This window comes from Neisseria sp. Marseille-Q1983 (genome assembly GCF_018224585.1).
In the GTDB taxonomy this organism is placed as follows: domain Bacteria; phylum Pseudomonadota; class Gammaproteobacteria; order Burkholderiales; family Neisseriaceae; genus Neisseria; species Neisseria polysaccharea.
The window spans coordinates 25,208-37,716 of record NZ_JAGTUI010000005.1; the positions used below are offsets into that span (position 1 = coordinate 25,208).

General features: G+C 51.7%; 9 protein-coding genes. 6 read left to right on the top strand and 3 right to left on the bottom strand.

The features are described from left to right. Window positions 1–230: 230 nt before the first annotated feature. The 6 genes from KEM39_RS01980 (at window position 231) to KEM39_RS02005 (ending at window position 8,431) form a co-directional block, all read left to right on the top strand. Window positions 231–2,537 (top strand): NosR/NirI family protein, encoded by a 2,307-nt coding sequence (locus KEM39_RS01980; RefSeq protein ID WP_240002750.1) that lies wholly within the window; start codon window positions 231–233, stop codon window positions 2,535–2,537. Window positions 2,538–2,664: 127 nt separating this feature from the next. Continuing rightward, on the top strand, window positions 2,665–4,632 hold the full coding sequence (gene nosZ / locus KEM39_RS01985; protein ID WP_211709532.1) for a TAT-dependent nitrous-oxide reductase: 1,968 nt from the start codon (window positions 2,665–2,667) through the stop codon (window positions 4,630–4,632). 171 nt (window positions 4,633–4,803) lie between these two features. After that, window positions 4,804–6,159, top strand: coding sequence for a right-handed parallel beta-helix repeat-containing protein (locus tag KEM39_RS01990; protein ID WP_211709533.1), 1,356 nt, complete (start codon window positions 4,804–4,806; stop codon window positions 6,157–6,159). 57 nt (window positions 6,160–6,216) lie between these two features. Further along, complete coding sequence (locus tag KEM39_RS01995; protein WP_192886336.1) at window positions 6,217–7,113, top strand: ABC transporter ATP-binding protein; 897 nt, start codon at window positions 6,217–6,219, stop codon at window positions 7,111–7,113. Further along, window positions 7,110–7,940, top strand: a complete 831-nt coding sequence (locus tag KEM39_RS02000; RefSeq protein WP_118997702.1) for an ABC transporter permease — start codon at window positions 7,110–7,112, stop codon at window positions 7,938–7,940. The genes KEM39_RS01995 and KEM39_RS02000 overlap by 4 nt, the downstream gene beginning before the upstream one ends. Beyond that, window positions 7,937–8,431, top strand: a complete 495-nt coding sequence (locus KEM39_RS02005) for a nitrous oxide reductase accessory protein NosL (protein ID WP_003753912.1) — start codon at window positions 7,937–7,939, stop codon at window positions 8,429–8,431. Before KEM39_RS02000 ends, KEM39_RS02005 begins: the two co-directional genes overlap by 4 nt. A 134-nt stretch (window positions 8,432–8,565) precedes the next feature. Here KEM39_RS02005 and KEM39_RS02010 read toward each other — a convergent pair whose 3' ends face one another. From KEM39_RS02010 to KEM39_RS02020, 3 genes are all read right to left on the bottom strand, one after another. Further along, on the bottom strand, window positions 8,566–10,227 hold the full coding sequence (locus tag KEM39_RS02010; protein ID WP_118997701.1) for an electron transfer flavoprotein-ubiquinone oxidoreductase: 1,662 nt from the start codon (window positions 10,225–10,227) through the stop codon (window positions 8,566–8,568). A 129-nt stretch (window positions 10,228–10,356) separates the two neighbouring features. Beyond that, window positions 10,357–11,277 carry a glycosyltransferase family 2 protein gene (locus tag KEM39_RS02015; RefSeq protein ID WP_114935045.1) on the bottom strand — a complete coding sequence of 307 codons (921 nt, stop codon included), beginning with the start codon at window positions 11,275–11,277 and terminating at the stop codon, window positions 10,357–10,359. A gap of 149 nt (window positions 11,278–11,426) precedes the next feature. Next, window positions 11,427–12,509 (bottom strand): YadA-like family protein (locus KEM39_RS02020; protein WP_211709534.1); only part of this gene is annotated, 1,083 nt, incomplete at its 5' end.

Genomic DNA, 12,509 nt, shown 5'->3' on the forward strand with positions numbered 1-12,509 from the left:
ATGCCGTCTGAAGGGGTTTCAGACGGCATATTTTTGTGCTGTCTGACAACATCGTGAAATCCCACATTATATCGATGTAATTACAAAGTATTATCCCGTATGCGGATTGGTTTTAAGATTTGTAAATTTGATTTGCATCAAAAAATCGCCGATAGATGATTCATATAATATCAATATTAAAGAGTATCGGTATATCGGGGATAGCTATGTCCTGTTTTTCAATCCGGCGTATGTCTGCGTTTCGGGCGCGGATAACGGCGTTTTTTGTCGCCTTTGTCTTTTTGACGGTGGCACTGCCCGCTTATGCGGAGCGTCTACCTGATTTTCTGGCGAAAATACAGCCTTCGGAAATCTTTCCGGGGGCGGACCGTTACGGCAAACCGGAAGGTAAGCCCATGGTCGCCCGCGTTTACAAAGGCGATGAGCAGCTCGGTCTGGTCTATATTACAACCGATGTGGTTAATACGCGCGGTTATTCGAGTAAGCCGATTGATACGCTGATGGCGTTGGCAAACGACGGCACGATAGCCGGAGCGAAACTGGTCGATCATCACGAACCGATTATGCTGATTGGTATTCCGCAGTCGCGTGTCGATAAATTCATCGACAAATATATCGGTCTGAACTTTATTAAAAATCCGCCGACTCCGGGCGTGGCGCCGGGCGACATTATCAGCGGTGCGACAGTTACGCTGATGGTGATTAACGACAGCATCCAGCGTTCGTACAAGGTCATTGCCAACCAATACCGTCTGGGTTCGGATAAGGCCCTTCAGACGGCATCCGCTTCCGATGTTCAGGAAGCCGCGCCTGCGGCAGAAACCCGTCCGCGCCGTATGGCAAATCCCGACAAGCAGGATATTTTGTCTTGGGACGAACTTTTGAAACAAAAGGCCGTCGGCCATCTACATATCACGCTCGATCAAATTAACAAATTGTTTGAGAAAGGCGGCAAGGCCGGCGTGGCCGATCACGCCGAACAGGGCGATCCTGACGATACCTTTATTGATTTGTATGTTGCCTTGGTCAGCCAGCCTTCCATCGGTAAAAGCCTGCTGGGTGAGGACGGCTGGGCACATCTGCAAAAACGGCTGAAACCCGGGCAGCAGGCGGTTTTGGTTGCCGGAGAGGGCCGTTATTCTTGGAAAGGTTCGGGCTATGTGCGCGGCGGTATTTTCGACCGTATCGAGATGATACAGGGGGAGAACAGCTTCCGTTTTACCGATGCCCAACACGAACGCGTCGTCGCGCTGTCTGCCGCCGGTTCGCCGCGTTTTAAAGAAGTTTCTTGGTTTACCATCCCTGAAGGCGTAGCGTTTGACGGTGCGGAGCCGTGGCGTCTGCAATTAATGGTTCAGCGCGTCTTGAGCGTGAACGATAAAGCCTTTGTTACCGCCGATTTGGATTACGAATTGCCTCAGGGTTATTATGTCGATGATCCTAAAGCACCGCCCGTAGAAATCAGTGCGCCTGTCGAAGCTGTGCCTGCCGCGGCATCCGATACCGCTTCAGACGGCATTGCCGAAGATGCGTCAGCTGAAAACGGTGTATCCAACCAATTATGGAAACAGATTTGGAAAGCGAAACAGGGGCAGATTATCGTTGTCGGCATTGCGCTGACCATATTGTTACTGGTGTTTTTGTTCCAAGACTGGATTGTGCGTTACGAAAAATGGTACGACCGCTTCCGCCTCGCCTTTTTGACCTTCACGCTCTTCTATATTGGCTGGTATGTGCAGGCACAGCTTTCGGTCGTCAATACGCTGACACTGTTTTCCGCCATCCTTACCGAATTTCATTGGGAATTTTTCCTGATGGATCCGATTGTGTTCATCCTGTGGCTGTTCACGGCTGCAACCATGCTGCTGTGGAACAGGGGAACGTTTTGCGGTTGGTTGTGTCCGTTCGGCTCATTACAGGAATTGACTAACCGGATTGCAAAAAAACTGGGTGTGAAACAGATTACCGTGCCGCATATGCTGCATACCCGCTTGAGCGTCATCAAATACCTGATTTTCTTCGGGCTTTTGGCAATTTCGCTGTATGATTTGGGTACGGCGGAAAAATTTGCCGAAGTCGAACCCTTTAAAACCGCGATTATTTTGAAATTCATGCGCGATTGGTGGTTTGTCGCCTTTGCCGTGGCACTTTTGATTGCGGGGCTGTTTATCGAACGCTTCTTCTGCCGTTATCTGTGTCCTTTGGGTGCGGGCATCGCGCTGCCGGGCAGATTCCGCGTGTTTGATTGGCTGAGACGTTATAAAATGTGCGGTAATCCCTGCCAAATTTGTACGCATGAATGCCCTGTACAAGCGATTGCCCCGGAGGGAGATATCCATCCGAACGAATGTATCCAGTGCCTGCACTGCCAAGTGATGTACCACCACGATACGCGCTGTCCGCAAGTTGTGGCGGCAAATAAGAAAAAACAAAAACAGGCTGCTGCAAAATCAGGGGAATTGGAAAGTGTCTCCAAGCAGCCGCAGGAACAGGTCGTCCGTTTTGTCAAACCCGAAACGGCGCAATCTGAAAAATAAGCATCCGGGGGAAGCCTGAAGCCAAAGTGTCAGGCAGGCAGGTTTTCCCCGGCAGGATAATAAAATTTTTTCCCATCGGCTTGCCGTCTGAAAACCGGTTTGCCGTATTTTATCCAAGGAGTGTTGTATGTCAGACGAAAAATTAGAACAAAACGGCTTGAGCCGTCGTTCATTCTTAGGTACGGCCGCCGCTTCCGGTGCAGGTATTGCCGGTGCGGGCCTGTTGGGTTTGGCGGGTTGCTCTAAAGACGGCGAACAGGCTGCCGCTAACGCTTCCGGCGCGGCTCCCGTTGCCAAGGCGCAAGGGGAATCCAAACCCGGCCAACTGTCTTCCGAAGTCGGTCCGGGCGAGCTTGATCAATATTACGGTTTCCTTTCCGGCGGCCAGTCCGGCGAGATGCGCCTGATTGGTCTGCCTTCCATGCGCGAACTGATGCGTATTCCCGTGTTCAATATGGACAGCGCGACCGGTTGGGGACGTACCAATGAGAGCTTGAAAGTCCTCAACGGCAATATTACCGAAGAAACCCGTAAATTCTTACAAGACAGCGGTCTGCGTTGCTACCCCAACGGCGACCTGCACCACCCGCACCTGTCGTTTACCGACCAAACTTATGACGGCCGCTATGCTTATGCTAACGACAAGGCAAACAACCGCGTCTGCCGCGTGCGTCTGGATGTGATGAAGGCCGACAAAATCATCGACATCCCCAATGCTTCAGGTATCCACGGTCTGCGTCCGCAACGTTATCCGAAAACCGGTTATGTCTTTGCCAACGGCGAACACATTACTCCTGTTAGCGGCGTAGGCAAACTGGATGATGCGAAAACCTGGAATGCCGTGTACACCGCCATCGACGGCGAAACCATGGAGATCGCATGGCAAGTATTGGTTGACGGCAACTTGGACAACGGCGATGCCGACTACCAAGGCAAATATTCTTTCTCTACCTGTTACAACTCCGAGCGCGCGCTGACCGTACAAGGTGCGTCTTCCAACGAGCAGGACTGGTGCGTCGTTTTCGACCTGAAAGCCATCGAAGAAGGCATCAAAGCGGGCGACTTCAAAGAAGTGAACGGCGTGAAAATGCTGGACGGTCGCGCTGAAGCCAAATCCAAATACACGCGTTATATCCCTGTGCCGAACTCTCCTCACGGCTGTAACGCAAGCCCTGACGGTAAATACATCATGCTTAACGGTAAACTGTCTCCAACCGTTACCGTATTGGATGTCAGCAAACTGGACGATTTGTTTGCAGGCAAAATCAAAGAGCGCGATGTGGTCGTAGCCGAACCGCAACTGGGTCTCGGCCCGTTACACACTGCATTTGACGGTCGCGGCAATGCTTATACGACATTGTTTATCGACAGCCAAATGGTGAAATGGAATATTGACGATGCGATCAAAGCCTACAAAGGCGAGAAAATCGATCCGATCAAACAAAAACTTGACGTTCACTATCAACCGGGCCACAACCATACGACCATGGGCGAAACCAAAGAAGCCGATGGTCAATGGCTGGTGTCTTTGAACAAATTCTCTAAAGACCGCTTCTTGAATGCCGGTCCTTTGAAACCCGAGTGTGACCAATTGATCGACATCTCCGGCGACGAAATGCGTCTGGTACACGATAATCCGACTTTTGCCGAACCGCATGACTTCTGTCTGGTTTCTGCAGCCAAACTCAATCCGAGCAAAACTTGGGACCGCAAAGACCCATGGTTCTGGCAGGATGCTTTGGAACAGGCGAAAAAAGACGGCGTCGAGCTGGAAAAAGCCGCCAAAGTCGTACGCGAAGGCAACAAAGTACGCGTGTACATGACTGCCGTTGCGCCTGCTTACAGCATCCCTCAATTTGAAGTGAACCAAGGCGACGAAGTAACCGTATACGTAACCAACGTCGAGACCATCGAGGACTTGACTCACGGCTTCACTTTGGAAGGCTACGGCATCGCTATGGAAATCGGCCCGCAAGCCACTTCTTCCGTAACCTTCAAAGCTGTCCGTCCGGGCGTGCACTGGTACTACTGCCAATGGTTCTGCCATGCATTGCACATGGAAATGTCCGGTCAGATGATTGTTCATCCCAAATAATGAGCATGATAGCTTGATATAGAGAATGCCGTCTGAAGACAACCGGTTTTCAGACGGCATTTATAGCCAAACCGCTTGCCGTACCGTTTCAGGCGGTTTCGCTATAAAAACAGATACTCTTGAATCATGTTTCATTTTGTTTTGCCATACCGAACGAAACAGAGGGACACTATGCACACATCCGCGCTCCGTATATGGCTGAAGGCCGTGCTGATACTTGCCGGCGCCAGTATTTTTCAGACGGCATCGGCAGCCGTCGTCCACGTTTCCCCGCAAGACAACCTTGCCGAAATTTTTGCCCGCGCCCGGGCGGGCGATACGCTCAAACTTGCTTCCGGCGTATATCAAACCAAACTTTATATCGACAAACCGATTACGATTGAAGGGCCTGCCGACCGTTCCGCAACCGTGGAAGGGGACAGGAGCGGCCGTACGATAGCTGTGCATGCGCCGGACGTAACGCTCCGCAACCTGACCGTTACACGTTCCGGTATGAGTCTGCCTGCAATGGATGCTGGTATTTATCTCGAAGAAACCGCCCCGCGCGCCCTGATTGAACACAACAATATTTTTGATAATTCGGTCGGCGTATATCTGCATGGTTCTGCCGATGCGATGGTACGCGAGAATAAAATCGTCGGCGATGCGACTTTGCGTGTGAATGAGCGCGGCAACGGCGTTACCGTTTGGAACGCGCCCGGCGCGCAGGTCGTCGGCAACGACATTTCCAAAGGACGGGACGGCATTTTTTCTAATACCAGTACATATAATACCTATAAAAACAACCGCTTCAGCGATTTGCGTTTCGCCGTCCACTATATGTACACCAACGATAGCGAAATCAGCGGCAATATTTCCGTGGGCAACAATATGGGCTATGTGCTGATGTTTTCCGAGCGGCTCAAAGTGTTTGACAATATCGCCGTCGGCAGCCGCGACCAGGGCATTATGCTCAACTATGTCAACTATTCCGATATTCACGACAACATTATCAACAAGGCGGGTAAGTGCGTTTTTGCCTACAATGCCAACTACGATAAACTGTCCGCCAATCATTTTGAAAACTGCCAAATCGGCATACACTTTACCGCCGCCATCGAAGGCACGTCCCTGCACGACAATTCCTTTGTCAACAACGAAAGCCAGGTCAAATACGTCAGCACGCGCTTTCTCGACTGGAGCGAGGGCGGACACGGCAACTATTGGAGCGACAACAGCGCGTTCGATTTGAACGGCGACGGCTTCGGAGACAGCGCGTACCGCCCCAACGGCATTATCGACCAAATCATCTGGCGCGCACCCGTATCGCGCCTCTTGATGAACAGTCCCGCAATCAGCATCGTCAAATGGGCGCAGGCGCAGTTTCCCGCCGTTCTGCCCGGCGGCGTGGTGGACAGCAAACCGCTGATGAAGCCTTATGCCCCCAAAATTCAAACCCGTTATCAGGCGATGAAGGACGAGCTGCTCAAAGAAGCCGAAACGCGGCAGTCGGAATGGGGCAGGGCGGAAAACGGTTCTTTGAACTAGTCTGCTTCAGACGGCATCCGGATTCAAATGCCGTCTGAAAACACAAAAGGAACAACCATGACCACACATCATGTCGAATTGAGGAATGTCACCAAACGGTTCGGGGCGCAAAAAGCCGTCAACCAAGTCGATTTGGTTTTGAAGGCAGGAGAAAGCGTCGGGCTTGCCGGGCACAACGGCGCGGGCAAGTCCACCATTATGAAGCTGATACTCGGGCTGATTACCCCGACCGAAGGCGAAGTGATGCTTTTGGGCGAACGTACCGGCAGCAAAGCGGGGGCGCGGCTTCGCAGCCAAATCGGCTACCTGCCCGAAACCGTTGCGCTGCACCCTTCGCTGACCGGCATCGAAACGCTGGACTTTTACGCGAAACTTAAAAAACAGCCGCTCACACAAAACCGGGGGCTGCTTGAGCGCGTCGGTATTTCACAGGCGGCACACCGCCGCGTCGGCACTTATTCTAAAGGTATGCGCCAACGCCTTGCCTTGGCACAAGCCCTGCTGGGCGAGCCCAAAGTCCTGCTGTTTGACGAACCGACAACCGGCCTCGACCCTGCATCACGACAAATGTTTTACGAAGTCGTGCGCGAACTCAACGGGCGCGGCGCGACCGTATTGCTCAGCACCCACGCCCTTGCCGAGTTGGACGGACACGCCGACCGCATTATCGTGATGAAAAACGGCGTTAAGGTTGCCGACGGCAGTATGGACGAATTGCACGTCCAAAGCGGACTGCCGCTGACCGTCAATATCCGCCTCAATGCACCGCGCACCCTCAGCAGCCGCTGGCAGCCGCTTTCAGACGGCATTTCCTACCGGGCGCAATGTCAGGCTGAAGAACGTATGGAACTGTTGGGCGAGCTGGGCAGCCTGTCCGACCTTGCCTATCTCGACATCCACACGCCGACGCTTGACGAAATGTATGCACAGTTCTTGAAAAGGGAGGACGTATGAACCCCGTTTGGATTATTACCGGCAAAGAAGTCCGCGACAGCCTGCGCAACCGTTGGGTTCTTGCCGCCGCCCTCCTGCTTGCCGCACTCGCCCTTTCTTTGGGTTTCCTCGGCAGCTCGCCCACCGGTTCGGTCAAGGTCGATCCGCTGACCGTTACCGTCGTCAGCCTGTCGAGCCTGTCTATTTTCCTGATTCCGCTGATTGCGATGCTGCTTTCCTATGACGCACTGATCGGCGAAATCGAGCGCGGAACGATGGCGTTGCTGTTAAGTTATCCCATTTCGCGCAACCAAATCCTTGCCGGCAAATTTATCGGACACCTCATCATCCTCGCCCTCGCCACCACGGCGGGCTACGGATTGGCAGGCATTACGCTGCAACTTGCCAACGGCAGCTTTGATATTGCCGCTTGGAAACCCTTTGCGCTGTTGATTGCCGCCAGCGTCATCCTCGGTGCGGCTTTTCTGTCTATGGGCTACTTGATTAGTGCGAAAGTCAAAGAACGGGGGACGGCGGCCGGTATTTCAATCGGCGTGTGGTTGTTTTTCGTCGTCATCTTCGATATGGCGCTTTTGGGTATTCTGGTTGCCGACTCGAAACAGGTTATCACCGCGCCCGTCGTTGAAACAGTGCTTCTGTTTAATCCTACCGACATCTACCGCCTGCTCAACCTGACCGGTTACGAAAATACGGCTATGTATGCGGGTATGGCGGGTTTGAGCGGACAAATCAGCCTGACCGTCCCCATTTTGCTGACCGCGCAGGTTTTATGGGTTATCATTCCGCTTGTTTTGGCAGCCGGAATTTTTAGAAAGCGACAAATATGAAGAAAACCCTGTTGGCAATTGTTGCCGTTTTCGCCTTAAGTGCCTGCCGGCAGGCGGAAGAGGCGGCACCTCCTTTACCTCAGCAGATTAGCGATCGTTCGGTCGGACACTATTGCAGTATGAATCTGACCGAACACAACGGCCCCAAAGCCCAGATTTTTTTGAACGGCAAACCCGATCAGCCCGTTTGGTTCTCCACCATCAAGCAGATGTTCGGCTATACCAAACTGCCCGAAGAGCCTAAAGGCATCCGTGTTATTTACGTTACCGATATGGGTAATGTTACCGATTGGACAAATCCCAATGCCGACACGGAGTGGATAGATGCGAAAAAAGCCTTTTACGTCATCGACAGCGGCTTTATCGGCGGTATGGGCGCGGAAGACGCGCTGCCGTTCGGCAAAAAGGAGCAGGCTGAAAAATTTGCAAAGGATAAAGGCGGTAAGGTCGTCGGTTTCGACGATATGCCTGATACCTATATTTTCAAATAAATCCAAACAAAAATGCCGTCTGAACGTTGAAGCCAAGGTTCAGACGGCATTTTTTTGTTACGGGTTCAAACGGGGCAGGTTTGAACAACTGCCCCATTCCTTATTCCTGACCGGGCGTAACGGCGGAATAAGGTTTACATCCCGCCGTAATTCGGCCCGCTCGCGCCTTCGGGACAAATCCAAGTGATGTTTTGCGTCGGATCTTTGATGTCGCACGTTTTGCAGTGAACGCAGTTGGCGGCATTGATTTGCAGGCGCGGGCTGCCGTTTTCTTCAACAATTTCGTACACACCCGCCGGACAATAGCGCGTTTCGGGTGAGGCGTATTCTTTATAGTTCACGTCTATCATCGTTTGAGGGTTGTTCAGCACCAAATGGTCGGGCTGGTTTTCTTCGTGCGCGAGATTGGCGAGGAAGACGCTGCTTAAGCGGTCGAAGGTCAACACGCCGTCGGGTTTCGGATAATCAATCGGTTTGCACGCGGCGGCTTTTTTGAGCTGCTCGTTGTCTTTGCCGTGATGTTTCAAAGTCCACGGGGCTTTGCCTCTGAAAATCATCTGGTCGATGCCGGTATAAAGTGAGCCGAGGTAAACGCCCCATTTGAATGACGGACGGACATTGCGCGCGGCGTAAAGCTCTTGATACAGCCAGCTTTGTTCAAAACGTTGTTGATAATCCGCCGCCTCTTTGCCGCTGTCGAAGTTTTCCACTTCTTCAAGGTTTTCCAACAAGGGGAAAACGGCTTCGGCGGCGAGCATGGCAGATTTCATCGCGGTATGAATGCCTTTGATGCGCGGCATATTGAGGAAGCCTGCTGCATCGCCGATTAAAACGCCGCCTTTGAACGAGAGCTTCGGCAGGCTTTGCAAACCGCCTTCAATCAGCGAACGCGCGCCGTAAGCGATGCGGCGGCCGCTTTCGAAGGTTTTGCGGATTTCGGGATGGGTTTTGAAACGTTGGAACTCTTCAAACGGCGACAGATACGGGTTTTGATAGTCCAAGCCGACCACGAAACCGACGGCGACTTTGTTGTCGTCGAAATGGTAAACAAACGCACCGCCGTAGGTTTTGCTGTCCAGCGGCCAGCCTGCGCTATGCACCACCAAACCGGGCTGATGCTGTTCAGACGGCACTTCCCAAATTTCTTTAATGCCCAAGCCGTAAGTTTGCGGCTGGCTGTTTTGGTCGAGTTGGAAACGTTCGATGATTTGTTTGGAAAGCGAACCGCGACAACCTTCGGCAAACAGGGTTTGCCGCGCCCAAAGCTCCATGCCGGGCTGGAATGAATCGGTCGGCTCGCCGTCTTTGCCCACGCCCATATTGCCGGTCGCAATGCCTTTGACCGAACCGTCTTCGTGATACAGCACTTCGGCGGCGGCAAAGCCCGGATAGATTTCCACACCCATATTTTCCGCCTGCTCCGCCAACCAGCGCACGACTTCGCCCAAGCTGGCGATGTAGTTGCCGTGATTGTCGAAATTGGGGGTAACGGGCAGATTAAACGCCTTTTTCTTAGTCAGGAACAACACTTTGTCCTGTGTTACCGCACGCGTCAGCGGTGCGCCTTTTTCTTTCCAGTCGGGAATCAACTCATTCAGCGCAATCGGATCGATAACCGCACCCGCCAGCGAATGCGCCCCCGCTTCAGAACCTTTCTCCACCACGCAAACGCTGATTTCGCGCCCGTTTTGTTCGGCAAGCTGCTTGAGTTTGATGGCGGCGGACAAACCCGACGGGCCTGCGCCGACAATCACGACATCGTATTGCATACTGTCGCGGGTGATGGATTCGGTCATAGCGGTTCCTATTGTTTATTATCGATTCTAAAGCGGGCAATTATACAACGCAGACAGTCGCTTACCAAATAAAACAATGCCGTCTGAAATAGCTTCTCAGGCATTCAGACGGCATTTGCCCCCATATGGTCAGAGATATTTTTTATCCGGCAGTTGCGCAAAGAGGCGGTCATATTCTTTCTTCAGTTCAGGGATATTTTTGACAATTCTGCCAATTTTATCGAATTCAATCAGTAGGATTTGACGGACAGTTTCTGCGTATCTTGAATCGGTCTGCCTTTCCATCAGCGGTACGAGATAGGTAAGCAGATTGTGAAGGTAATCGGTCAGCCTGTGGTCGGGTAGGGCGGTTGTCAGACTTCCTTTTCTGCGGTGGTAAATAAAAAAGGGAATGTCAACCTCCAAGATTTTTCCGCCTGCGATCAGAAATTCAGAGATAAAAACCATATCTTCCCCAAAACGCATACCGTTGCGATAGGTAACACCCGTAGCGACAAGGTGGCGACGGTCAATCATAAAGCACATATTGTGTAGAGGCCAGTGATGAGGCAGACTCTGCATCAATATCCCCGGCATAGATGAGATTTTCCCATTGTGCTGTTCTTTAAATTGAAAAACGGGCTTACACCTCAACATATTTTTCCCCTCTTCATAAGGAGGACGGAGATATACGCCTTTAATCGCTTGAAGTCCGTTATCTTGAGCAAGCCTTGCCCACAAACCGAAATCTATGGGGTAAAGTTCGTCATCGGGGTCTAAGAACATAATGAAATCCCCCGTTGCAAGTTTTAATCCGGCATTGCGTGCCGCCGCCACGCCCCTGTTTTGGCTGCTGACAACAGTAATAAAGGGATATTGGTGCATATATTTCGCCAAGATTTCCGCACTGCCATCTGTCGAACCGTCATCTATCAAAATAATTTCTTTGCGTACCGTTTGAAGCAATATGCTTTCGAGCGCGCGGGGGATATAGGGTGCAACATTATAGACGGGCAGGATGAAGCTGATACTGGGTAGATTATCGGAGGTTGCTTTATCGTTGGAGTACATCTGAATCCTTAATTTGTTGTAAAAGGCGAAGTATGCAGATGGGCAACTTTAGGATATGGCCTGCATACAAAATCCAAAATGCCGCACCTGTCTGCAAGTGCGGCATTTTTACTATAGGCTGTGTTCCAATAGGTATTGATGGCGGAAGATCACCATTGATAGCCGAAAGCCGCTCCAAATAACGGTTTTTTGGTATTGTTGCCGGAGAAATTGAACGAAGCACCTGCCTTCAGGATTACTTTGCCGTTATCTGAGAGGCTGGAGTAACCGATTGCAAGAGCCTGTTCGCCGTTGTAGTGTGCCGTAGAAGCGGATACCATCGAGTGTCCCGCATAAGTCGGTTGGGGAAGGAGTGCGATCGCTCCTGCTTTGGCGATACCGCCGTTCATTGATTTATCTAACTTGTCGACTTTTTGCTCTATAGAGGAAATCCGTTCATGCACCTCAAACAACTGTGCGCCGTTGACTGCGTCTGAGCTTGATGGAGAAATCCTGCCTGCCGCCAAGCCGCTTATACGGACTTCGCCATTGGGGCGTTCATTAGTAATTTTACCTTTGGCGGTCAGCATGGTACCGTCCGATTCTTCGGTTCGGGTAAATGTAGTATCGGCTTCCCCTTTGAGGGAGTCGATAAAGTCTTGTTCCGTTTTATTGGCACGTTTTCCAGTATCTAGAGATTTCCAGATTTCGTAGGCGGATTTGCCGTTTTCGCCATTAGCGCCGCGTTCGCCTTTCTCACCTTGTGCACCTTTCTCACCTTTTTCGCCTTTAAGGGATTTCAGGAAGGCGGCTTCGGATGTGTCGGCGAGGGTTGGGTTCTTTTCTTTCCAAATTTCGTAGGCGGATTTGCCGTTCTCGCCATTAGCACCTTTCTCACCTTGTGCACCGCGTTCACCTTGGATGCCTTGGTCACCTTTTTCGCCCTGTGCACCTTTCTCACCTTTTTCGCCTTTAAGGGATTTCAGGAAGGCGGCTTCGGATGTGTCGGCAAGGGTTGGGTTCTGTTCTTTCCAGATTTCGTAGGCGGATTTACCGTTTTCGCCATTAGCACCTTTTTCACCTTTATCGCCTTGTGCACCTGCCTCACCTTTTTCGCCTTTAAGGGATTTCAGGAAAGCGGCTTCAGATTTGTCGGCGAGGGTTGTGTTCTGTTCTTTCCAAATTTCGTAGGCGGATTTGCCGTTGTCTCCTTTATCGCCCTGGATGCCGCGTTCACCTTGGATACCTTGGTC

Coding starts and splice junctions, on each gene's coding strand:
- KEM39_RS02000 (WP_118997702.1), top strand. CDS start 7,110: ATGAACCCCGTTTGGATTATTACCGGCAAAGAAGTCCGCGACAGCCTG.
- KEM39_RS01980 (WP_240002750.1), top strand. CDS start 231: ATGTCTGCGTTTCGGGCGCGGATAACGGCGTTTTTTGTCGCCTTTGTC.
- KEM39_RS01990 (WP_211709533.1), top strand. CDS start 4,804: ATGCACACATCCGCGCTCCGTATATGGCTGAAGGCCGTGCTGATACTT.
- KEM39_RS01995 (WP_192886336.1), top strand. CDS start 6,217: ATGACCACACATCATGTCGAATTGAGGAATGTCACCAAACGGTTCGGG.
- KEM39_RS02015 (WP_114935045.1), bottom strand. CDS start 11,277: ATGTACTCCAACGATAAAGCAACCTCCGATAATCTACCCAGTATCAGC.
- nosZ (WP_211709532.1), top strand. CDS start 2,665: ATGTCAGACGAAAAATTAGAACAAAACGGCTTGAGCCGTCGTTCATTC.
- KEM39_RS02010 (WP_118997701.1), bottom strand. CDS start 10,227: ATGACCGAATCCATCACCCGCGACAGTATGCAATACGATGTCGTGATT.
- KEM39_RS02005 (WP_003753912.1), top strand. CDS start 7,937: ATGAAGAAAACCCTGTTGGCAATTGTTGCCGTTTTCGCCTTAAGTGCC.